This is a genomic window from Delftia sp. 60, from assembly GCF_002754395.1.
Lineage (GTDB): Bacteria > Pseudomonadota > Gammaproteobacteria > Burkholderiales > Burkholderiaceae_C > Comamonas > Comamonas acidovorans.
Genome location: NZ_PEFD01000001.1, coordinates 5319920 through 5340002, shown reverse-complemented (window position 1 = coordinate 5340002; position 20083 = coordinate 5319920). Strand labels below are relative to the sequence as shown.

Here is a 20083-nt window from a genome sequence, read left to right as displayed (position 1 = left end):
CCTATAATTCGCTCCAAGTCGAATGAATGTGTTTGACGTGGCCTGGCTGCCGCGTACCGGTTGCCCGCATCCGGTGGCGCAAGTGGCGGGGCCCCTCCTGTGTACTGTCTTCTTACCTACTCTCTAGGAAACTGTGATGAAGAACTCTCTGATCCTGGCTACCGTGATCGCTGCTGCAGCTCTGGCCGCTTGCGGCAAGAAGGAAGAGGCTCCGGCCCCCGCTCCCGCACCCGCCGTTGAAGCTCCCGCACCGGCAGCTCCCGCTCCCGCAGAAGCTCCTGCTGCTCCCGCCGCCGACGCTGCTGCTCCCGCAGCCCCTGCCGCCGACGCTGCAGCACCTGCTCCCGCTGCTGACGCTGCCGCTGCAGACGCCGCCAAGGCTGCTGCCGACGCTGCCGCCAAGGAAGCCACCAAGCAGTAATTCGGCCCTTGCCGATGGCAGAGGTTTCGGCCTCTGCCGCGAAAGAACCGCATCCTTCGGGCTGCGGTTTTTTTTCGCCTTCGCTTTGCTTTAGTCCAGTAAAAAAGCCACCGGCAAATGACTGCGCGGTGGCTGCAAGCCAAGGGCAGACGCTGCCGCCCCAAGGCCCGAAAAGAGGCTTGCTTACTTCATGTCGTCGGTGATGACGCGCACGATGCGCTGGGCATTGGCCGATGTCTCGGGCTGGCCCTGGGTGTTGAGCACGGTGACGGTGGACTTGTCGCCTTCGCTGCGCACCTGGATCTGGTACTTGACCGGCGCGGCCGCATCGGGCGAGCGGCTGAACAGCTTGCTGAAGAAGCCCTTGGGCTCGACCTTGGCGTCAGGCGCGACATAGCGCACGAAGTAGATGCCGCGGCTGCGGTCACGGTCTTCCACGGTGAAGCCCGTGCGGTCCAGGGCCACGCCGACACGGCGCCATGCGCGGTCAAAGCCTTCGTCGATCTGCAGCACGGGCTGTCCGTTGGCGGATTCCATGCGCACGCTGCCGGTGGCGGCTGCCGTGGTGGTGTTGGCCTTGGCCACGGCATCAGCCTGCTCCTGGCTCACGCCGAGCTTGACCATCAGGCGGCGCAGGAATTCGGTTTCCAGTTCCGGGTCGGAGGGGCGCGGCTGCCAGATGGTCTGGTCCTTCTGGGCGCTGGTGTAGACCTCCTGCATGCCGCGGTGCGTGATGTAGACCTCGGTGGAGCCGTCGGCCGAGCGCTCCAGGCGTGTGCGGAAGCGGTCGCGCTCGCTGGTGGAGTACAGGCCGTCGAAGACCTTGCCCAGCGTCTTGCGGATCACGTCCTGCGGGATCTTGGCGCGGTTCTCGGCCCAGTCGGTCTCGATGATGCCCAGCTGGCGGTCTTCGGTGGTGAAGATGAAGCCGTTTTCCAACCAGAAGTCACGCACCGGCTCCCACAGCTGGTCTGCCGGGCGCTTGATCACCAGCCAGCGCTGTTCGCCATTGCGCTCGATGCGCACATCGCCCATTGCAACGGTGGCCGTGCGGCCTTCGCTGGGCTTTTGCGCCTTGGAGTTGGCTTCCATGGCTGCGGCGGAGACCACGCCGCCGGGCACGGCATAGCGGGAATCCGTGGACAGCTGGGTCAGATCCGGGGGGACTTCCAGGGTGGGCGCCTGCTGCTTGCCGGCGCTCTTGTAGTCGATCTTGCTCTCTTGGAACGTGGTCGTGCAGGCTGTCAGGCCGATGGCCAGGCTCAGCAGGCTCAGACGTGCAATGGGCTGTTTCACGCGAATATCCTTGGTGCGTTCGGTCGGTGGGGCGGGGCGCCTCACAGCAGGCCAGCGGAGCCCAGGGCGGCTTCCACGGTGGCTTCCAGGTTCTTGCTCAGAGGTGTCATCGGCAGGCGCATGGCCGGGCCGCACAGGCCCAGGCGCGCTGCGGCCCACTTGACGGGAATGGGGTTGGCCTCGACGAAGAGGTTCTTGTGCACGGGCATCAGGCGCAGCTGGATGTCCATGGCGGTGCGCACATCACCGGCCAGGGCCGCCTTGCACAGATCGCTCATCAGGCGCGGTGCCACGTTGGCCGTGACGCTGATGTTGCCATGGCCGCCGCACAGCATCAGGGCCACAGCGGTCGGATCATCGCCGGAGTACACGCCGAAGTCCTTGGGCACTTCGCGGATCAGCCATTGGGCGCGCTCGATGTTGCCCGTGGCTTCCTTGATGCCGATGATGGCGGGGATCTGCGCCAGGCGCAGCACGGTGTCGTGCTGCATGTCGGCCACGGAGCGGCCGGGCACGTTGTAGAGCACCACTGGCAGGTCGCCCACCGCTTCGGCAATCGCCTTGAAGTGCTGGTACTGGCCTTCCTGCGTGGGCTTGTTGTAGTAGGGCACGACCTGCAGCTGGCTGTCGGCGCCGACCTTCTTGGCGTAGCGGGCCAGCTCGATGGCTTCGTGCGTGCTGTTGGCGCCGCAGCCGGCCATCACGGGCACGCGGCCTGCGGCCTGCTCGACGGACACGCGGATGATTTCGCAGTGCTCCTCCACGTTGACGGTGGGGGATTCACCTGTCGTTCCCACCACGCCGATGCAGTCCGTGCCTTCGGCCACATGCCAATCGATGAGTTTTCGCAGCGCCGGGTAGTCAACACTACCGTCCTCGTGCATGGGCGTGATGAGGGCAACGATGCTGCCAGTGAGAGCGACGGAGGAGGATGTCATGTCCGCAAGAAAAAACGGGAAAGGATCATTCTAACGAGTGTCGGAGGCAGGCCCAAGGCGGGCGCCTGTAGGGATTCAGGCGATTGCAGAGCCTGACGCCTTCTGATGCGCCAGCATGGCCACGGGTTCCCGGCCTGTTGCATCGGGGCGCAGCGCCGCAATGCGCTGGACCATGCGATCGGGCTCGCCCAGCTGGCCGTGCTCGTAGGCCACGATGTGCCAGCCCGCGCAGGCCTGCAGCAGCTCGCCGGGCGCCAGCAGGAAATCGGGGCGGGAAGGCTTGCCGAAAGCCTCGTTGCCCTGGGCAAAGGTTTCGTACAGCAGCACGCCGCCGGGGGCCACGCTGTCCAGCAGCGCCGGCCACAGCGGGCGCCACAGATAGTGGGTCACGACCACGGCGCCGAACTGCCGGCCGGGCAGGGGCCAGGGGCCGTTTTCGATGTCGGCGCACAGCCGCTCGCCCACGCCCTGCAGGCCGGCCAGGGCCTGGGCGTCGCGGTCCACGCCGGTGACGGCGTGGCCACGCGCATGGAACCAGCGCATGTGCCGGCCGGGCCCGCAGGCCACATCAAGCACCGAGGCCTGGGGTGCCAGAAGGTGCGACCAGCGTTGGATCCAGGGCGAGGGCGGCGTGGCTGCGTGCATGTGCAATTTTGGAAATAAAGTGAAAGCGGCCGACATTGTGCCGGCAGGCCTTCGCCGCTGCCGCTTCCATTTCAGAAGCAGGCCCAGATCTGGTCTGCCATGCCCAGTATGAACTGCGGCTGCAGGTAGAGCATGAAGACCAGGCCCAGCACCAGCAGCACGGCGGCCCACAGCGCCAGCCTGCGCAGGATGCGTGGGCGGGGCCTGGTGGATGTGGTCATGGATGTCGTCATGTCAGGCCGCGGCCTGGGCCGCGCGCAACCGTGCCACCGGGGCTTCGCGTATGGGCAGGTTCAGCAGGCCGGCGGCCACGCCCAGGCCGATGGCCAGGTACCAGACCACCTGGTAGCTGCCTGTGTGGTCATACAGATAGCCGCCCAGCCAGACGCCCAGGAAGCTGCCCACCTGGTGGCTGAAGAACACCATGCCGCTCAACATGGACAGATGCTGCACGCCGAAGATCTGGGCCACGGTGGCATTGGTCAGCGGCACGGTGGACAGCCACAGCAGGCCCATGGCGGCAGAGAAGATGTAGACCGACCAGGGCGTCAGCGGCGCCAGCAGGAAGAGCACGATCACCACCGAGCGCGTGAAGTAGATGGTGGACAGCAGATAGCGCTTTGGCAGGCGCTGGCCCAGGTTGCCGGCCACGTAGGTGCCAACGATGTTGAACAGCCCCACCAGCGCCAGCGACACGCTGGCCACTTGTGGCGCCAGCCCGTAGTCCTTGAGGTAGCTGGGCATGTGCACTCCGATGAACATCACCTGGAAGCCGCAGACGAAGTAGCCGGCCGTCAGCAGCACGAAGCTGGGTGTGCGCAGGGCCTCGGCCACGGCCTGGCCCGCGCTCTGGTCGCGCACGGGACGGGCGTTGCCGGGCTGGAAGCCCGGCTCGCGCAGGCCGAAGGCCAGCGGAATGATCATCAGCGCGCACAGCGACAGCAGCAGCAGGGCGTTGGACCAGCCGAAGTTCGAAATCAGGCTGCCTTCCACGGGCACCATGAAGAACTGGCCGAAGGAGCCCGCCGCCGCCGTCACGCCCATGGCCCAGCTGCGCCGCGCCACGGGAATCTGGCGGCCCAGCACACCGTAGATCACGGCATAGGTGGTGCCTGCCTGGGCTGCGCCGATCACTACACCGGCCGTCAGGGCGAACCAGGTTGTCGTGGGCGCCATGGCCATGCCGGCCAGGCCCAGCGCATACAGCAGCGCGCCCACCAGGAGCACGCGGAAGGCGCCGAAGCGGTCGGCCAGCATGCCGCCGAAGATGCCGAGCACGCCCCAGGACAGGTTCTGGATCGCGATGGCCAGCGCGAAGGACTCGCGCGTCCAGCCCATCTCCTGGGTGATGGGCTGCAGCCACAGGCCGAAGCCATGGCGGATTCCCATGGACAGCGTCACGACTGCGCCCCCGCACAGCAGTATCTGCACCATGGACATGGGTTGGTTGTTTTTTTGCATGCGGCAAACTTTAGCGAAACTCCGGGTTTTGCGCTGTGCCGCTTGGGTCGCCCGTGCGCCAGCGCGGCCCTTGATGGCAGCGGCTTTTTCGGGATAGTCACTGTCAATGACTGTGAATGCATCCAGCACTGAGCCGGGCCGCGCACTACAATCCGCCCCCATGGCAGTCAAACCATCTCCCACTTCCGCCAGCGAATACTCCGAAGGCTCGATACGCGTGCTCAAGGGCCTTGAGCCCGTCAAGCAGCGTCCCGGCATGTACACGCGCACCGACAACCCCCTGCATGTGCTGCAGGAGGTGATCGACAACGCGGCCGACGAGGCACTGGCCGGCTTCGGCAAGAAAATCCGCTTCACCCTGCATTCCGACGGCTCCTACAGCGTCGAAGACGACGGCCGGGGCATCCCCTTCGGCATGCATCCCGAGGAAAAGGCGCCCGTGGTGGAGCTGGTCTTCACCCGGCTGCATGCGGGCGGCAAGTTCGACAAGGGCAAGGGCGGCGCCTACAGCTTCTCGGGCGGCCTGCACGGCGTGGGCGTCTCGGTCACGAATGCGCTGGCCACGCGCCTTGAGGCCTGCATCCACCGCGAGGGCAAGGTGGCCACCATCGCCTTCTCGGGCGGCGACGTGGTCGAGCCCCTGCAGTCGCGGCCACTGGCCGCGGGCGAACGCAAGCAGGGCACGACCGTGCGCGTGTGGCCCGATGCCCGCTATTTCGAATCGCCCCAGCTGCCCATGGGCGAGCTGATGCACCTGCTGCGCAGCAAGGCCGTGCTCATGCCCGGCGTCTCGGTGACCCTGGTCAACGAGAAGACGCGCGACACCCAGACCTGGCAGTTCAAGGGCGGCCTGCGCGACTACCTGCAGCAAAGCCTGCATGGCGAGGCGGTCATCCCACTGTTCGAGGGCGGGGGCTTTGCCGACCGCCACCACGACAGCTTTGCCGAAGGCGAGGGCGCCGCCTGGTGCGTGGCCTTCACCGAGGACGGCGCACCGCTGCGCGAAAGCTATGTCAACCTGATCCCGACCACCGCCGGCGGCACGCATGACAGCGGCCTGCGCGACGGCCTGTTCCAGGCGGTCAAGGCCTTCATCGAGATGCACTCGCTGCTGCCCAAGGGCGTCAAGCTCATGCCGGACGACGTCTTTGCGCGCGCCAGCTATGTGCTCAACGCCAAGGTGCTGGACCCGCAGTTCCAGGGCCAGATCAAGGAGCGCCTGAACTCGCGCGATGCCGTGCGCCTGGTCAGCGGCTATGTGCGCCCCGCGCTGGAGCTGTGGCTCAACGAGCACGTGGAATGGGGCCGCAAGCTGGCCGAGATCGCCATCAAGGCCGCGCAGACCCGCCAGAAGGCGGGCCAGAAGGTCGAAAAGCGCAAGGGCTCGGGCGTGGCCGTGCTGCCGGGCAAGCTCACTGATTGCGAAAGCCGCGACCTGAGCCTGAACGAGGTCTTCCTGGTCGAGGGCGACTCGGCCGGCGGCAGCGCCAAGATGGGCCGCAACAAGGAAACCCAGGCCGTGCTGCCCCTGCGCGGCAAGGTGCTCAACACCTGGGAGGTGGACCGCGACCGGCTGTTCGCCAACAACGAAATCCATGACATCTCGGTGGCCATCGGCGTGGACCCGCATGGCCCCAACGACACGCCCGACCTGTCGGGCCTGCGCTACGGCAAGGTCTGCATTCTTTCGGATGCCGACGTGGACGGCTCGCACATCCAGGTGCTGCTGCTGACGCTGTTCTTCCGCCATTTCCCCAAGCTCATCGAGGCCGGCCACATCCATGTGGCGCTCCCGCCGCTGTTCCGTGTGGACGTGCCTGCGCGCGGCAAGAAGCCTGCGGCCAAGATGTACGCGCTGGACGAGGGCGAGCTGACCGCCATCCTGGACAAATCGGCCAAGGACGGCGTGCCGCGCGAGAAATGCCAGATCAGCCGCTTCAAGGGCCTGGGCGAGATGAATGCGGAGCAGCTGTGGGAGACCACGCTCAACCCCGACACGCGCCGCCTGCTGCCCGTGCAGTTCATGAACCTGGACTTCGCGGCGGCCGAGCAGGTCGTCACCAAGCTCATGGGCAAGGGCGAGGCCGCAGCGCGCCGCGAGCTCATGGAGCTCCATGGCGACGCCATTGAAGTCGATATCTGACCCATGACTGTGCTCCGCGCCGCCCCGAAGCACCGCCCGCCCCTGGCGCGCGGCGCCGGGGTGCGCGCGCTGGCGGCGCTGGGCCTGGCCCTGGCGCTGTGGGGGCTGGCGCGGCCGGCGCATGCCGATCTCTGGGCCTTCGTGGACGAGCGCGGCATCACGCACTTCGCTGCCGAGGCGCTGGACGAGCGCTACAGGCTGTACTTTCGCGGCTCGGTCTACGACAGCGCCGAGCAGGGGCTCAAGCCCCCGATGGTGCAGGCCGAGGCCGCTGCCGACGCTGACGGCAGCGGCGATGCCGGCCGCAGGCTGCAGGCGCATACGCGGCTGCAAAGCTTCTTCGACATCTCGCCGCGCTACAAGAGCGTGCGCGGCCATCTGCGCAAGGCGGCGGACCACACGGGCGTGGACTACGACCTGCTCAAGGCCGTGATCGCCGTCGAGTCGGGCTTTGACGCGCAGGCCATCTCGCCCAAGGGGGCGGTCGGCCTGATGCAGCTGATGCCGGCCACGGCCCAGCGCTTCGGCGTGGAGGCCAGCCGCCAGCGCAGCGTGCAGCAGCAACTGGCCGATCCGGCCGTCAACGTGCCGGCCGGCGCGCGCTACCTCAACCATCTGATGGGGCTGTTCCCCGGCCGGCTGGACCTGGTGCTGGCCGCCTACAACGCAGGCGAGGGCGCCGTGCGGCGCGCGGGCCAGGCCATCCCTCCCTTCCAGGAAACCCGCAATTACGTGAAGGCCGTGCTCGGCATCTACGAGCAGCTGCAGGGCGGGCGCGAGCGCGCGGGCCCTGCAGCGCCTGCAGCAGCGGCGTTGCCGGGCACCACGCCCCGGGTGCGCATGACGCTGCCCACAGGACTGCCCACGCCGCAATGAGCGGCATTCATTGCATTTTTTGAGATCACGAATTTCTTCATGAGCGACCAAACCTCTCTGGATCTGGCACAACAGGCGGCCGGCGATGCACTGGACCTGGGCCAGTACGCGCAACGGGCCTATCTCGAATACGCACTGTCCGTGGTCAAGGGCCGGGCACTGCCCGATGTGACCGACGGCCTCAAGCCCGTGCAGCGGCGCATTCTGTACGCCATGGACCGCATGGGCCTGAGCTACAGCGGTCCCAACCACAACACGGCGGCCAAGCCCGTCAAGAGCGCACGCGTGGTCGGCGATGTGCTGGGCCGCTTTCACCCGCACGGCGACCAGTCGGCCTACGACGCGCTGGTGCGCATGGCGCAGGACTTCAACCAGCGCTATCCGCTGGTCGATGGCCAAGGCAACTTCGGCAGCCGCGACGGCGACGGCGCAGCCGCCATGCGCTACACCGAGGCGCGCCTGTCCAAGATCACGGGCCTGCTGCTCGACGAGATCGACATGGGCACGGTGGACTTCGTGCCCAACTACGACGGCAGCACGCAGGAGCCGCAGCAACTGCCCGCGCGCCTGCCGTTCGCCCTGCTCAATGGCGCCAGCGGCATTGCCGTGGGCCTGGCCACGGAAATCCCCAGCCACAACCTGCGCGAGGTGGCCGACGCCTGCGTGGCCCTGATCAAGCGGCCCCAGCTCAGCGACGAGGAACTGTTCCAGATCATCCCCGGCCCCGACTATCCGGGTGGCGGGCAGATCATCAGCAGCGCCTCCGACATCCAGGACGCCTATCGCACGGGCCGTGGCAGCCTCAAGCTGCGCGCGCGCTGGAAGATCGAGGAGCTGGCGCGCGGCCAGTGGCAGATCGTGGTGACCGAGCTGCCGCCCGGCGTCTCGGCGCAGAAGGTGCTCGAAGAGATCGAGGACATCACCAATCCCAAGGTCAAGACCGGCAAGAAGGCCTTGAGCCAGGAACAGACCCAGCTCAAGGCCAGCATGCTGGCCGTGCTCGACGGCGTGCGTGACGAGTCCAGCAAGGACGCGCCCGTGCGCCTGGTCTTCGAGCCCAAGACCGGCAAGGTGCCGCAGCAGGAGCTGATCACGGCGCTGCTGGCGCATACCAGCCTGGAGTCGTCCAGCTCCATCAACCTGACCATGATCGGCCTCGATGGCCGCCCGGTGCAGAAAAGCCTGCGCCTGATGCTCGAGGAATGGATCGCCTTCCGCCAGACCACGGTCACGCGGCGCAGCCAGCACCGGCTGGCCAAGGTGCTGGACCGCATCCACATCCTCGAAGGCCGTCAGGCCGTGCTGCTGAACATCGACAAGGTCATCGCCATCATCCGGGCCAGCGACGAGCCCCGGCAGGCGCTGATCGATGCCTTCGCGCTGTCCGAGCGCCAGGCCGACGACATTCTGGAAATCCGCCTGCGCCAGCTGGCGCGGCTGGAGGCCATCAAGATCGAGCAGGAACTCAAGGAGCTGCGCACGGAGCAAGGCAAGCTCGAAGACATCCTGGGCAGCGAAAGCACCATGCGCCGCCTGATCTGCAAGGAGATCGAGGCCGATGCCAAGCAGTTCGCCGATGCGCGCCGCACGCTGATCCAGGAGGAAAAGAAGGTAGTCGCCGAGGTCAAGGTGGTCGATGAACCCACCACGGTCATCATCTCGGACAAGGGCTGGGTGCGCACGCGCCAGGGCCATGGCGTCGATGCGGGCACGCTGAGCTTCAAGGCCGGCGACAGCCTGCACGGCACCTTCGAATGCCGCACCGTGGACCAGTTGCTGGCCTTTGGCAGCAATGGCCGCATCTATTCGGTGCCGGTGGCCCAACTGCCCGGCGGGCGCGGCGATGGCCAGCCCGTGACCACGCTCATCGAGCTGGAGGCCGGCACCCAGATCCTGTACTACTTCGCCGGTGCCGAGGGCACGGCGCTACTGCTGTCGGGGTCGGGTGGCTACGGCTTCGTGGCCATGGTGAGCGACATGGTCTCGCGCCAGAAGGCGGGCAAGGCCTTCGTCACGCTGGCCGATGGCGAGACGCTGTGCGCCCCGTCCACGGCCTACGGCGTGCCCATGGGCGCACGCGCCGAGCCGCAGGAAGGCGAGCAGGGCGCGGGCCTGCTGCTGCCGGCCACGCATGTGATCTGCGCTTCCACGGGTGGCCGCATCCTCACCTTCGAGATCGCCAGCCTCAAGCACATGGCCAAGGGCGGTCGCGGGCTGATGCTGCTCGATCTGGAGGACAAGGACACGCTGGCGGGCGCTGCCGCCTACACGCGCAGCATCCGCATCGATGGCCTGGGCCGCGGCGGCAAGGAGCGCAGCGAGACGCTGGAGATCCGCAGTCTCAACAATGCCCGTGGCACGCGCGGCCGCAAGGGCAAGTCGGCCGACCTGGGCTTCAAGCCGCAAAGCGTGACGCGCGTGGAGTAAGAGCGCGGCTGCCCCTGCAATGCCCTCCGCGAAAGGGGCGGATCAGGGGTTTCCTCTGGGTTTTTCCGCCCACCAGGCCCTCTTCCAGGCCTCAACATGGAGTCTTCCAAAATGAGGGAGACTGGATATGCTGCGACTTTGCATGGCACACAAGCTGTGGCTTGCAGTGGCCGCCATCGTGGTGGCGCTGGTGGGCGTGGTCGGCTTGTCGGGCTATCGCTCGGCCCAGGTCCAGGCCCGGTCCGAGGCGGTGACCCAGGAGATGCAGGCGCGGGTCCAGGCCGCCGTGCGCTGGATGGGGCTGACCGAAACCAACGCAGCCCGCACCCAGGCCGTGGTGGTCAGCAGTGATGCTGCCGTCGAGGCCGAGTTCAAGGACGTGATCAGCGCCACCTCGGCGCGGATCACCGAGGTGCAGAAATCGCTGGAAGCCATGCCCCTGTCCGACGCAGACAAGGCGCAGATGGCCAGGATTGCGGCAGCCCGCAAGACCATGATCGAACTGCGTGCCCAGGCACGCCAGCTCAAGGCCGACGGCCGGCAGGAGCAGGCGTTGGTCCTGGTCAAGCAGTCCTACAACCCCGCCGTGGATGCCTACCTGCAGTCGCTGCGCGACTTCGTGCAGATGCAGGAGCAGGTGGCGCGCAGCAGCCAGCAAGAGATGGCCGCCTCGCGCAGGCTCACTGTGGGCTTTGCCGCTGCGGCCGTGGGCCTGCTGCTGCTGGGCATCGTCATCGGCGCCCATTTCCTGATTGCCAGCATCCGCCGGCCCCTGGCCGAGGCCAGCGAACTGGCCGAACGCATTGCCGCAGGCGACCTGAGCGCAGGCGTGCAGGGACAGGCACAGCGTGCTGATGAATTCGGCGACCTGCTGCGCTCGCTGCAGGCCATGAGCGAATCGCTGTCGAGCATGGTGCAGCAGGTGCGCCAGAGCACGGACAGCATCGCCATCGCCAGCGCCGAGATCGCCACCGGCAACCAGGACCTGTCCGTGCGCACCGAGCAGACCTCCAGCAACCTGCAGGAGACGGCTGCCGCCATGGAGCAGTTCACCAGCACGCTGCAGCAAAGCGCCAGCAGTGCCCAGCAGGCCAGCAGCCTGGCGGCGGGCGCGTCACAGGTGGCCCAGCGCGGCGGCGAGGTCGTGGCCCGGGTGGTCGAGACCATGAAGGGCATCAACGACAGCAGCCGGCAGATTGCCGACATCGTCGGCGTCATCGACTCCATTGCCTTTCAGACCAACATCCTGGCGCTGAACGCCGCCGTGGAGGCGGCCCGCGCCGGAGAGCAGGGCCGTGGCTTTGCCGTGGTGGCCAGCGAGGTGCGCACGCTGGCACAGCGCAGCGCGGCGGCTGCCAAGGAAATCCGCCAGCTCATCGGCGCCTCGGTGGAGCGGGTGGAGGACGGCGCCCGCCTGGTGGGCGATGCCGGCACCACCATGGAGGGCATCGTGCAGTCCGTGCAGCGCGTGGCCGACACCATCAGCGAGATCACGGCGGCCTCTTCGGAGCAAAGCGCGGGCGTGGCCCAGGTCAATCAGGCCGTGGGACAGCTGGACCAGATGACGCAGCAGAACGCGGCCCTGGTCGAGCAAAGCGCGGCTGCAGCGCAAAGCCTGCGGGAGCAGGCCGAGCAGCTGTCGCGCACGGTGGCGGTGTTCAAGGTGGCGCACCTGGCGCCTTCGCCGACGACGCTCGCAAGGCAGGCTGCGCCGGCGGCGCGCACTGCGCACAGCGCTGCCGCAGCGCCAAGGCGGCCGGCAGCAGCCGTGGCGCCTGCGGCTGCCGGGCCGGTTGCCGCGCGGCCTGCCGCAGCAAGGGCGGCGGCGCCCAAGCTGGCCTCGGCACCCCGGCCTGCCGCACCGGCAGCCGAGGATGGACAATGGGAGAGTTTCTAGCCGCCTGCGAGCACGGCGGCGCCGTGCGGCGGCATGCTGCCGATCAGGCCAGTTCGGCGATCAGCTCGATTTCCACGCAGGAGCCCAGCGGGATCTGGGCCACGCCGAAGGCGCTGCGCGCATGCGTGCCGGCATCGCCGAAGACCTGGCCCAGCAGCTCGCTGCAGCCGTTGGCCACCAGGTGCTGCTCGGTGTAGTCGCCCGTGGAGTTGACCAGGCACATCAGCTTGACGATGCGGCGCACGCGGCCCAGGTCGCCGCCGGCGGCATGCTGCAGCGTGCCCATCAGGTCGATGGCGATGGCGCGCGCGGCCTGCTGGCCGTCGGCAGTCTGCAGATCACGGCCCAGCTGGCCGGCCCAGACCTTGCCGTCCTTGCGCGCGATATGGCCGCTCAGGAACACCAGATTGCCCGTCTGCACATAGGGCACGTAGGCCGCCGCCGGGATGGCGGGCGACGGCAGTTCGATGTTCAGGGCCTTCAGTTGTTCGTAAACGCTCATCGTTGATTCCTTCGAGACAAGAAAAATCCGGCACCAGTGCCGGGGTGGCGGACAGTGTGACACAGCCCCTTGCACCCTGGCATGTCAGGGCCTGGGCTTCCGTCAGTCTGATTGTTGTCTGAATCCGAGGCGGTGCATGGTGGCTGCGCGGCATCCGCTCCTAGCATGTGTGGATGCACCCTGCGGCACCTGCCCAAACCCTCTCGCCGTCTTCCTGGACGCCCCTGCTGCTCGGCTGCGTGGCCGGTGCGGCCTGGCAGGTCACGCAGCCGCGCCTGTGGCCGTTGTGGATGTATCTGCTCTTGGCGGGCATGGGGCTGGCAGGCCTGGCCTGGAGGGCGTGGCGGGCATGGGCAGGCCGGTGCGGCCATGGTGTGCACGGCCTGTGGGCCGCTGTCTGCGCCGCTTTGCTGGTGGGCGGGTTGACCGGCTGGCGGGCCCAGGACTTTGCGGGCCAGGCGCTGTCTGCGCCGTTGGAGGGGCGTGACCTGCGCATCGTCGGCGTCGTGGCATCGCTTCCCCAGAACATGGCCCAGGGCATACGCTGGCGCATGGAGGTGGAGCAGGCTCGGATCGTCGGCAGCGAAGAGGTCTTGGCGCCGTTTCCTGCACTGATCGAACTGTCCTGGTATGCCCCCCGGGGCCGGCAGTCCAGGGGTGTTGCCATGCTGCCCGATCTGCGACCGGGCCAGCGCTGGGCGCTGACCGTGCGGCTCAAGCGCCCGCATGGCGCGCGCAATCCCCATGGCTTCGACTATGAGCTGTGGCAGTGGGAGCAGGGCGTGCAGGCCACGGGCCATGTGCGCGAACAGCCCGCTGCACGCCCACTGGCCGACACCGGAAGCCATGCCCTGCAGCGCTGGCGCCAGCAGATGCGCGACGCCATCCTGGGCCGCACATCCGCGCTTGCGGCATCCCTGCAGCGCATCGGCCTGGACCCTGCCCATGCGCCGCGCATGCTGGGTGTGGTGGCCGCCCTGGCCATGGGTGATCAGCAGGCCATTGCGCGGGATGACTGGGCGCTGTTTAGGCATACCGGCGTGGCCCATCTGATGAGTATTTCCGGCCTGCACATCACCTTGTTCGCCTGGCTGGCAGCCCTGGTGGTGGGGCGGCTTTGGCGCTGCAGCGCACGGGCCTGCCTGTGGTGCCCGGCGCCGCAGGCGGCCCTGCTGGCCGGCGTGCTGCTGGCGGGCGGCTATGCGCTGTTCAGCGGCTGGGGGCTGCCGGCGCAGCGCACCGTCTGCATGCTGGCCAGCGTGGCTGCGTTGCGCGGCGCCGGACTGCGCTGGCCCTGGCCCGCCGTCTGGTGCCTGGCGCTGGCCGTGGTCGTGGTGCTGGACCCCTGGGCCCTGTGGCAGGCCGGCTTCTGGCTGAGCTTTGTGGCCGTGGGCGTGCTGCTGGCCACCGATGCGCGCATGCAGAGCACGCAGCGGCCTTCGCTGCCTGCCCGTGCGCTGGCCTTGTGGGGCGAGCAATGGCGCATCTCGCTGGCACTGGCGCCGCTGGGCCTGATGCTGTTCGGCCAGCTGTCGCTGTCGGGGTTGCTGGCCAATCTGGCGGCCATTCCCTGGGTGACCTTCGTGGTCACGCCGCTGGCCCTGCTGGGTGCCTTGTGGTCGCCCTTGTGGACAGGCGCTGCGCTGGCGCTGGCCCCGCTGCTGGAGCTGCTGCAATGGCTGGACCAGTGGGCATGGGCCGTGGTGCAACTGCCGCAGCCACCGCTGTGGGCAGGGCTGGCTGCGCTGTGCGGTGGCCTGGCGCTGGTGGCTCCGGTGCCTGCCGGATGGCGCTGCTGGGGCCTGGCCATGTGCCTGCCGGCCCTGTGGTGGCCGTCGCCAGCACCGGCGCATGGCGAGTTCGATCTGATGGCCGTGGACATAGGCCAGGGCAATGCCGTGCTGGTGCGCACGGCGCGGCACAGCCTGCTGTATGACACGGGGCCGCAGTACGGCCTGGACAGCAATGCCGGGGACCGGGTGCTGGTGCCGCTGCTGCAGGCTCTGGGTCTGAGGCTGGATGCCCTGTGGCTCAGCCACCGCGACAATGACCACACGGGCGGTGCATTGGCCGTGCATGCCGCGCAGCCGCAGGCGGAGGTCTGGGGATCGGATTCCGTGATCCTCGACCCTGCGCTGGCCGGCCTGGGCGCTGTGCGCCGCTGCCAGGCGGGCCAGCACTGGGAATGGGATGGCGTGCGGCTGGAGGTGCTGCATCCGTCTGCCAGCGAACGGTTGCCCTCCGCACGGGCGCTGGCCCATGCCAATGCGGGCAGCTGCGTGCTGTTGCTGCGCTCGGCATCTGGCGTGCAGGCCTTGCTGGCCGGTGACATCGAGGCTGCGCAGGAGCGGTCCCTGGCACGGGCCGGCGCCCTCACGCCCGTGCAGTGGCTGCTGGTGCCCCACCACGGCAGCCGCACTTCATCGAGCACCGCCCTGGTGCAGGCCCTGGCACCGCGCTGGGCCATGGTGCAGGCGGGATATCGCAGTCGCTATGGCCATCCTGTCCCCGAGGTGGTGCGCCGCTATGAGGCCCATGGCGCCGGCGTGGTGCAGTCGGCCCGCTGCGGTGCGGCGCACTGGCGCTCTTCGGACCCCGTGCACCTGGTCTGCGAGCGGGAAAGGGCGCGCCGCTATTGGGATGTGCACGTCACGCAGGGGCAGGGCGGATAGGGCGTGCGCCGATGTCGGAACAGGATGCATATGCTGGATACCGCTTGTCCGGATTGAGGTTACCTATCGCTACACTGGTGCGATACGAGGGCTGGCCCGTAGCTTGCTAGACCCCGTACACATGCAGCGACAGGAGGTGACGAATGCATCCATTTGACGAGATGTACACGATGACGCCGTTCGACGGCAGCGATGTGCGCCTGCACTACAAGGACTACGCGCAATGGCTTGCGCGCCAGTCCGAACAGACGCTGCGAGCGCGCAGCGCCGAGGCCGAGATCATCTTCCGGCGCGTCGGCATCACGTTCGCCGTCTACGGCGACAAGGACGAAAGCGGCGCTGGCAACGAGCGCCTCATCCCCTTCGACCTGATACCGCGCGTCATTCCCGCACATGAGTGGTCGCGAATGCAGGCGGGCCTGGTGCAGCGCGTGACGGCGCTCAACCGCTTCCTGCACGATGTCTATCACGACCAGGAGATCCTGCGCGCGGGCCTGGTGCCGCGCGAACTGGTGCTGAACAACAGCCAGTACCGGCCCGAGATGCGGGGCCTGGCGGTGCAGGGCGGCATCTACGCCCACATTGCCGGCATCGACATCGTGCGCGCCGCCAATGCCCAGGGCGAGGGCGTGTACTACGTGCTGGAGGACAACCTGCGCGTGCCCTCGGGCGTGTCGTACATGCTGGAGAACCGGCGCATGATGATGCGGCTGTTCCCGGACCTGTTCTCGCGCCATCCCGTGGAGCCCGTGGCCCACTATCCCGACATGCTGCTGGAGACGCTGCGCGCCAGCGCGCCGGCCGGCACGCCCGAGCCCACGGTGGTGGTGCTGACGCCCGGCATGCACAACAGCGCCTACTTCGAGCATGCCTTCCTGGCCCAGCAAATGGGCGTGGAGCTGGTCGAGGGCCAGGACCTGGTGGTGGACAAGGACGTGGTCTACATGCGCACCACGCGCGGCCCGCAGCGCGTGGACGTGATCTACCGGCGCGTGGACGATGATTTTCTCGACCCCGAAGTCTTCCGCCCCACCTCCACGCTGGGCTGCCCCGGCCTCATGCGCGCCTACCGTGCCGGCAACGTGAGCATCTGCAATGCAGCGGGCACGGGTGTGGCCGATGACAAATCGGTCTACCCCTATGTGCCGGAGATGATCCGCTTCTACCTGGGCGAGGAGCCCATCCTGCAGAACGTGCCGACCTGGCTGTGCCGCAAGCCCGATGACCTGCGCTACGTGCTCGACCACCTGGACGAGCTGGTGGTCAAGGAAGTCCACGGCGCCGGTGGCTACGGGATGCTGATCGGGCCTGCCGCCTCGCGCGGCGAGATCGAGGATTTCCGCCGCGCGCTCATCGCCAATCCCGGCGGCTATATCGCGCAGCCCACGCTGGCGCTGTCCACCTGCCCCACCCTGGTGGAGCAGGGCATCGCACCAAGGCACATCGATCTGCGGCCCTTCGTGCTCAGCGGCAACCAGGTGCGCATGGTGGCCGGCGGCCTCACGCGCGTGGCGCTCAAGGAGGGTTCGCTGGTGGTCAATTCATCACAGGGCGGCGGCACCAAGGACACCTGGGTGCTGGGGGCCGGTGAGTCAAACGAGGGAGGACATTGAATGCTCAGCCGTACTGCCGATCATCTGTACTGGATGTCCCGCTACACGGAGCGTGCGGAGAACACCGCCCGCATGCTCAACGTCTCCTATGACACCTCCATGCTGCCCCAGGCGCCGCAGGTGGCGCGCAAGGCCTGGCAGGGCGTGCTGTCCATCAGCGAGCTGATCCCCTCCTACGCCGCCCGCCACGGCGAGGTGCAGCGCGAGGCCGTGCTGCACTTCATGGTGCGCGACGAGAGCAACTCCTCGTCCATCGCCTCCTGCCTGCGCGCTGCGCGGGAGAACGCGCGCGCTGTGCGCGGCGCCCTGACCACCGAGGCCTGGGAGACCCAGAACCAGACCTGGCTGGAGCTCAAGCGCCTGCTGGCCGAGGGCGACTGGGAGCGCGATCCGGGCCAGTTCTTCGAATGGGTCAAGCACCGCTCGCACCTGTCGCGCGGCGTGACGCTGGGCACCATGCTGCAGGACGAGGCCTTCCACTTCCTGCGCCTGGGCACCTTCATCGAGCGCGCCGACAACACGGCACGCCTGCTGGACGTGAAGTTCCACGCCATCGAGCGCGACTACCACGGCAGCGCACGCAACGGCGCATCGGGCAAGGCGGCCACGCCGTTCGACTTCTACCACTGGAGCGCGCTGCTGCGCAGCGTCTCGGCCTTCGAGGTCTACCGCAAGGTCTACCGCGACGTGATCACGCCCGAGCGCGTGGCCGAGCTGCTGATGCTGCGCAGCGACATGCCGCGCTCGCTGCTGGCCAGCATGCTGGAGGTGGTGGCCAACCTGGAAAGCGTGGCCAACGCCCAGTCGCGCGAGACCCAGCGCAAGGCAGGCCGCCTGCTGGCCGACCTGCGCTATGCGCGCATCGACGAAATCCTGGCCACGGGCCTGCACGCCTATCTCACGCAGTTCCTGGACCGCGTGCACGACCTGGGCCAGGGCATCAGCCGGGACTTTCTGGTGCCCGCCTGAGTCCGCCGGCCGCCATGCAGCACAAAGCCGCCCTCGGGCGGCTTTGTTCATTGGTTCATTGGGCGGGCCGAATTCAGGCCTGCGCGCTGTCCAGGTCCAGCACAACGCCCTCGGCGCCGCCGATGGGCAGCACGTCGCAGTTGTCGCCAGGGCCGCCACGGTCGATCACGATGAAGCGCGCCGGCGCATTCAACGCGATCAGCGAGTGGTGCCAGACGCCGCGCCGGTAGTTCACGCCCTGGCGGCCGTTGGTGATGAAGGCGCGCAGGTCGGCGGTTGCCACCTGTTCGCCCAGGGGGGCAACCACCACGATGAAGGGCTGTGCATCCAGCGGCATGAAGGCCTGGCTGCCCAGGGGGTGGCGCTCCATGCTGGTCAGCCGCAGGGGCAGCGCATAGGGCCGGGCATGGAACAGGTTGATCAGCCCATGGCCTTCGCTGCCGCCCGTGTCCACGCGGGCCAGGGCGTGGTAGCGCTCGGTCATGCCATCGTTGATGAGCAGCGGTGTGTGGCCTGTGCTGTCCAGGACCTCGCCAAACTCGGCAAAGGCCTCGGCGGTCAGCGGCTGGGCGCGCAGGCAAAGGCTGGCGGGGCGGGTCTCTGACAAGGTGTTCACGAAGTTTTGCCTCTTGTTTTCGTACTGGTAATACCAGTTTGCAGTTGGACCGGATTTTTGTCAAACCTCGGGGAATTAGTTTTGCTTGCGTTGAATTGGGGTAAATGCGAGTGCACATGGCAAAGCGCTGGGGGTACCGTTCGCTTCGTAATTTCATACCGGTAATACCAGTTGGTCGCAACTCCTCAACCAAGGACTCCCTGATGTCATCTCTTCCCGCATCCGCCGAGGCCGCCGGCGCGGCGCCGGCGCTGGCCAGCGAAACGCCGGCCGAGGCCGCCGTCTACCGCAAGGTGGCCTGGCGCCTGCTGCCCTTCATCATGGCCTGCTATGTGGCGGCCTACCTGGACCGGGTGAACGTGGGCTTCGCCAAGCTGCACATGCTGGCCGACCTGCAGTTCAGCGAGGCCATGTACGGCCTGGGTGCGGGGCTGTTCTTCATCGGCTACTTCTTCTTCGAGGTGCCCAGCAACATGCTGATGCACCGCATAGGCGCCAAGGCCACCATCTCGCGGATCATGATCATGTGGAGCCTGATCTCGGCGGCCATGATGTTCGTGAGCACGCCCACGCAGTTCTACGTGCTACGCTTTCTGCTGGGCGCGGCCGAGGCGGGCTTCTACCCCGGCATGATCCTGTACATGACCTACTGGTTTCCGTCGTACCGGCGCGCCCGCATGGTGGCGCTGTTCATGTGCGCGATTCCGGTCTCGGGCATCCTGGGCGGCCCGCTGTCGGGCGGCATCATGGACCTGATGCAGGGCGTGGCGGGCCTGCGCGGCTGGCAATGGCTGTTCCTGCTCGAGGCCATTCCCTCGATGATCCTGGGCCTGGCCGTGCTCTGGTACCTGGACAACGGCATCCGCGCCGCACGCTGGTTGACCGAGGCGGAAAAGACCCTGCTGGAGCGCAACATCGCCCGCGAGAACGCCAGCAAGAGCGATAGCCATGTGACGCTGCGCGCGCTGTTCTCCGACCCGCGCATCATCAAGATGGCCCTGATCTGCTTTTGCACCGTCATGGGCCAGTACGGGCTCACGTTCTGGCTGCCCAGCCTGATCCGCCAGTCGGGCGTGGAGGGGGCCTTTCACATCGGCCTGCTGACGGCCGTGCCGTTCTCGGTGGCCGTGGTGTCCATGAACCTGGTCAGCCGCAGTTCGGACCGCATGCGCGAGCGCCGCTGGCACCTGATCGTGCCGTTCTGCGTGGGCGCAGCGGGCCTGATGCTGTCGGCCATCTTCAGCGGCAACGTCTATCTGTCGCTGGCCGCCCTGGCGCTGGCCGCGGGCGGCAGCCTGGCGACCTCTCCGCTGTTCTGGAGCCTGCCCACGGCCATCCTGTCCAGCGCGGGTGCGGCAGCCGGCATTGCGCTGATCAACTCCTTTGCCAACCTGGCCGGCTTCATCAGTCCCTACATGATCGGCCTCATCAAGGATGCGACACAGAGCACCAATGCCGCCATGTTCGTGCTGGCCGGCGTGCTGCTGTTCGGCGCCTTCCTGACCTATACGGTGCCGGCCAAGCTGGTCAACAAGTAGAGGCACCAACGCTGCACGACCCACGACCATGCGGCAGCGGTGCGCAGTCGCTAAGATCAGCGCACCTGC

Annotated in this window: 16 protein-coding genes; 9 read left to right on the top strand and 7 right to left on the bottom strand. The window is 67.6% G+C overall.

All coding sequences use genetic code 11. From position 1 onward, the window contains the following. Nucleotides 1-136 precede the first annotated feature (136 nt). Nucleotides 137-421 (top strand): hypothetical protein, encoded by a 285-nt coding sequence (locus CLV01_RS24015; protein ID WP_012206890.1) that lies wholly within the window; start codon nucleotides 137-139, stop codon nucleotides 419-421. Between the two features lie 183 nt (nucleotides 422-604). Here CLV01_RS24015 and bamC read toward each other — a convergent pair whose 3' ends face one another. From bamC to CLV01_RS23995, 5 genes are all read right to left on the bottom strand, one after another. Next, nucleotides 605-1717, bottom strand: coding sequence for an outer membrane protein assembly factor BamC (gene bamC / locus CLV01_RS24010; protein WP_034396421.1), 1113 nt, complete (start codon nucleotides 1715-1717; stop codon nucleotides 605-607). A gap of 41 nt (nucleotides 1718-1758) precedes the next feature. Then, nucleotides 1759-2655: a 4-hydroxy-tetrahydrodipicolinate synthase gene (gene dapA / locus CLV01_RS24005; protein ID WP_012206888.1), complete on the bottom strand. Its 897-nt coding sequence runs from the start codon at nucleotides 2653-2655 to the stop codon at nucleotides 1759-1761. A gap of 75 nt (nucleotides 2656-2730) precedes the next feature. Next, the gene (locus tag CLV01_RS24000; RefSeq protein ID WP_099733039.1) at nucleotides 2731-3300 is read right to left on the bottom strand and encodes a class I SAM-dependent methyltransferase; all 570 of its coding nucleotides are present in this window, start codon (nucleotides 3298-3300) and stop codon (nucleotides 2731-2733) included. Between the two features lie 71 nt (nucleotides 3301-3371). Further along, nucleotides 3372-3521 carry a hypothetical protein gene (locus CLV01_RS29265; RefSeq protein WP_180288447.1) on the bottom strand — a complete coding sequence of 50 codons (150 nt, stop codon included), beginning with the start codon at nucleotides 3519-3521 and terminating at the stop codon, nucleotides 3372-3374. A 13-nt stretch (nucleotides 3522-3534) separates the two neighbouring features. Beyond that, complete coding sequence (locus CLV01_RS23995) at nucleotides 3535-4761, bottom strand: MFS transporter (protein ID WP_099733040.1); 1227 nt, start codon at nucleotides 4759-4761, stop codon at nucleotides 3535-3537. Nucleotides 4762-4921: 160 nt separating this feature from the next. Between CLV01_RS23995 and CLV01_RS23990 the strand changes: the two genes are divergently transcribed. The 4 genes from CLV01_RS23990 (at nucleotide 4922) to CLV01_RS23975 (ending at nucleotide 12104) form a co-directional block, all read left to right on the top strand. Continuing rightward, on the top strand, nucleotides 4922-6904 hold the full coding sequence (locus CLV01_RS23990; protein ID WP_099733041.1) for a DNA topoisomerase IV subunit B: 1983 nt from the start codon (nucleotides 4922-4924) through the stop codon (nucleotides 6902-6904). A gap of 3 nt (nucleotides 6905-6907) precedes the next feature. Beyond that, nucleotides 6908-7780, top strand: coding sequence for a lytic transglycosylase domain-containing protein (locus CLV01_RS23985; protein WP_099733042.1), 873 nt, complete (start codon nucleotides 6908-6910; stop codon nucleotides 7778-7780). Between the two features lie 39 nt (nucleotides 7781-7819). Beyond that, complete coding sequence (parC, locus tag CLV01_RS23980) at nucleotides 7820-10207, top strand: DNA topoisomerase IV subunit A (protein WP_034396406.1); 2388 nt, start codon at nucleotides 7820-7822, stop codon at nucleotides 10205-10207. Nucleotides 10208-10334: 127 nt separating this feature from the next. Beyond that, nucleotides 10335-12104 carry a methyl-accepting chemotaxis protein gene (locus CLV01_RS23975; RefSeq protein WP_099733043.1) on the top strand — a complete coding sequence of 590 codons (1770 nt, stop codon included), beginning with the start codon at nucleotides 10335-10337 and terminating at the stop codon, nucleotides 12102-12104. A gap of 43 nt (nucleotides 12105-12147) precedes the next feature. Here CLV01_RS23975 and CLV01_RS23970 read toward each other — a convergent pair whose 3' ends face one another. Next, on the bottom strand, nucleotides 12148-12606 hold the full coding sequence (locus CLV01_RS23970) for a RidA family protein (RefSeq protein WP_012206880.1): 459 nt from the start codon (nucleotides 12604-12606) through the stop codon (nucleotides 12148-12150). Nucleotides 12607-12779: 173 nt separating this feature from the next. Here CLV01_RS23970 and CLV01_RS23965 point away from each other — a divergent pair, with 173 nt between their 5' ends. The 3 genes from CLV01_RS23965 to CLV01_RS23955 all read left to right on the top strand — a co-directional run bounded on the left by CLV01_RS23965 (nucleotide 12780) and on the right by CLV01_RS23955 (nucleotide 17860). Further along, a complete protein-coding gene (locus CLV01_RS23965) occupies nucleotides 12780-15278 on the top strand; it encodes a DNA internalization-related competence protein ComEC/Rec2 (RefSeq protein ID WP_099733044.1) in 2499 nt (832 codons plus the stop codon). Nucleotides 15279-15421: 143 nt separating this feature from the next. After that, nucleotides 15422-16891 carry a circularly permuted type 2 ATP-grasp protein gene (locus CLV01_RS23960; protein ID WP_012206878.1) on the top strand — a complete coding sequence of 490 codons (1470 nt, stop codon included), beginning with the start codon at nucleotides 15422-15424 and terminating at the stop codon, nucleotides 16889-16891. Beyond that, entirely contained in the window at nucleotides 16892-17860 is a 969-nt protein-coding gene (locus CLV01_RS23955) for an alpha-E domain-containing protein (RefSeq protein WP_012206877.1), read from the top strand. Nucleotides 17861-17933: 73 nt separating this feature from the next. On the opposite strand, the gene CLV01_RS23950 is transcribed toward CLV01_RS23955, so the two are convergent. Continuing rightward, nucleotides 17934-18476: an ureidoglycolate lyase gene (locus tag CLV01_RS23950; RefSeq protein ID WP_034396397.1), complete on the bottom strand. Its 543-nt coding sequence runs from the start codon at nucleotides 18474-18476 to the stop codon at nucleotides 17934-17936. A gap of 203 nt (nucleotides 18477-18679) precedes the next feature. On the opposite strand from CLV01_RS23950, the gene CLV01_RS23945 reads away from it, so the two are divergent. Then, nucleotides 18680-20014, top strand: a complete 1335-nt coding sequence (locus tag CLV01_RS23945; RefSeq protein ID WP_099733045.1) for an MFS transporter — start codon at nucleotides 18680-18682, stop codon at nucleotides 20012-20014. The last annotated feature ends 69 nt before the right edge of the window (nucleotides 20015-20083 follow it).

Excerpts from the sequence above, each read along its gene's own strand:
- CLV01_RS23985 (WP_099733042.1), top strand. The coding sequence starts at position 6,908 with ATGACTGTGCTCCGCGCCGCCCCGAAGCACCGCCCGCCCCTGGCGCGC.
- CLV01_RS23945 (WP_099733045.1), top strand. The coding sequence starts at position 18,680 with ATGTCATCTCTTCCCGCATCCGCCGAGGCCGCCGGCGCGGCGCCGGCG.
- dapA (WP_012206888.1), bottom strand. The coding sequence starts at position 2,655 with ATGACATCCTCCTCCGTCGCTCTCACTGGCAGCATCGTTGCCCTCATC.
- CLV01_RS23970 (WP_012206880.1), bottom strand. The coding sequence starts at position 12,606 with ATGAGCGTTTACGAACAACTGAAGGCCCTGAACATCGAACTGCCGTCG.
- CLV01_RS29265 (WP_180288447.1), bottom strand. The coding sequence starts at position 3,521 with ATGACCACATCCACCAGGCCCCGCCCACGCATCCTGCGCAGGCTGGCG.
- CLV01_RS23975 (WP_099733043.1), top strand. The coding sequence starts at position 10,335 with ATGCTGCGACTTTGCATGGCACACAAGCTGTGGCTTGCAGTGGCCGCC.
- CLV01_RS23990 (WP_099733041.1), top strand. The coding sequence starts at position 4,922 with ATGGCAGTCAAACCATCTCCCACTTCCGCCAGCGAATACTCCGAAGGC.
- CLV01_RS23960 (WP_012206878.1), top strand. The coding sequence starts at position 15,422 with ATGCATCCATTTGACGAGATGTACACGATGACGCCGTTCGACGGCAGC.
- CLV01_RS24000 (WP_099733039.1), bottom strand. The coding sequence starts at position 3,300 with ATGCACGCAGCCACGCCGCCCTCGCCCTGGATCCAACGCTGGTCGCAC.
- parC (WP_034396406.1), top strand. The coding sequence starts at position 7,820 with ATGAGCGACCAAACCTCTCTGGATCTGGCACAACAGGCGGCCGGCGAT.
- CLV01_RS23995 (WP_099733040.1), bottom strand. The coding sequence starts at position 4,761 with ATGCAAAAAAACAACCAACCCATGTCCATGGTGCAGATACTGCTGTGC.
- CLV01_RS23955 (WP_012206877.1), top strand. The coding sequence starts at position 16,892 with ATGCTCAGCCGTACTGCCGATCATCTGTACTGGATGTCCCGCTACACG.
- CLV01_RS24015 (WP_012206890.1), top strand. The coding sequence starts at position 137 with ATGAAGAACTCTCTGATCCTGGCTACCGTGATCGCTGCTGCAGCTCTG.
- CLV01_RS23965 (WP_099733044.1), top strand. The coding sequence starts at position 12,780 with ATGCACCCTGCGGCACCTGCCCAAACCCTCTCGCCGTCTTCCTGGACG.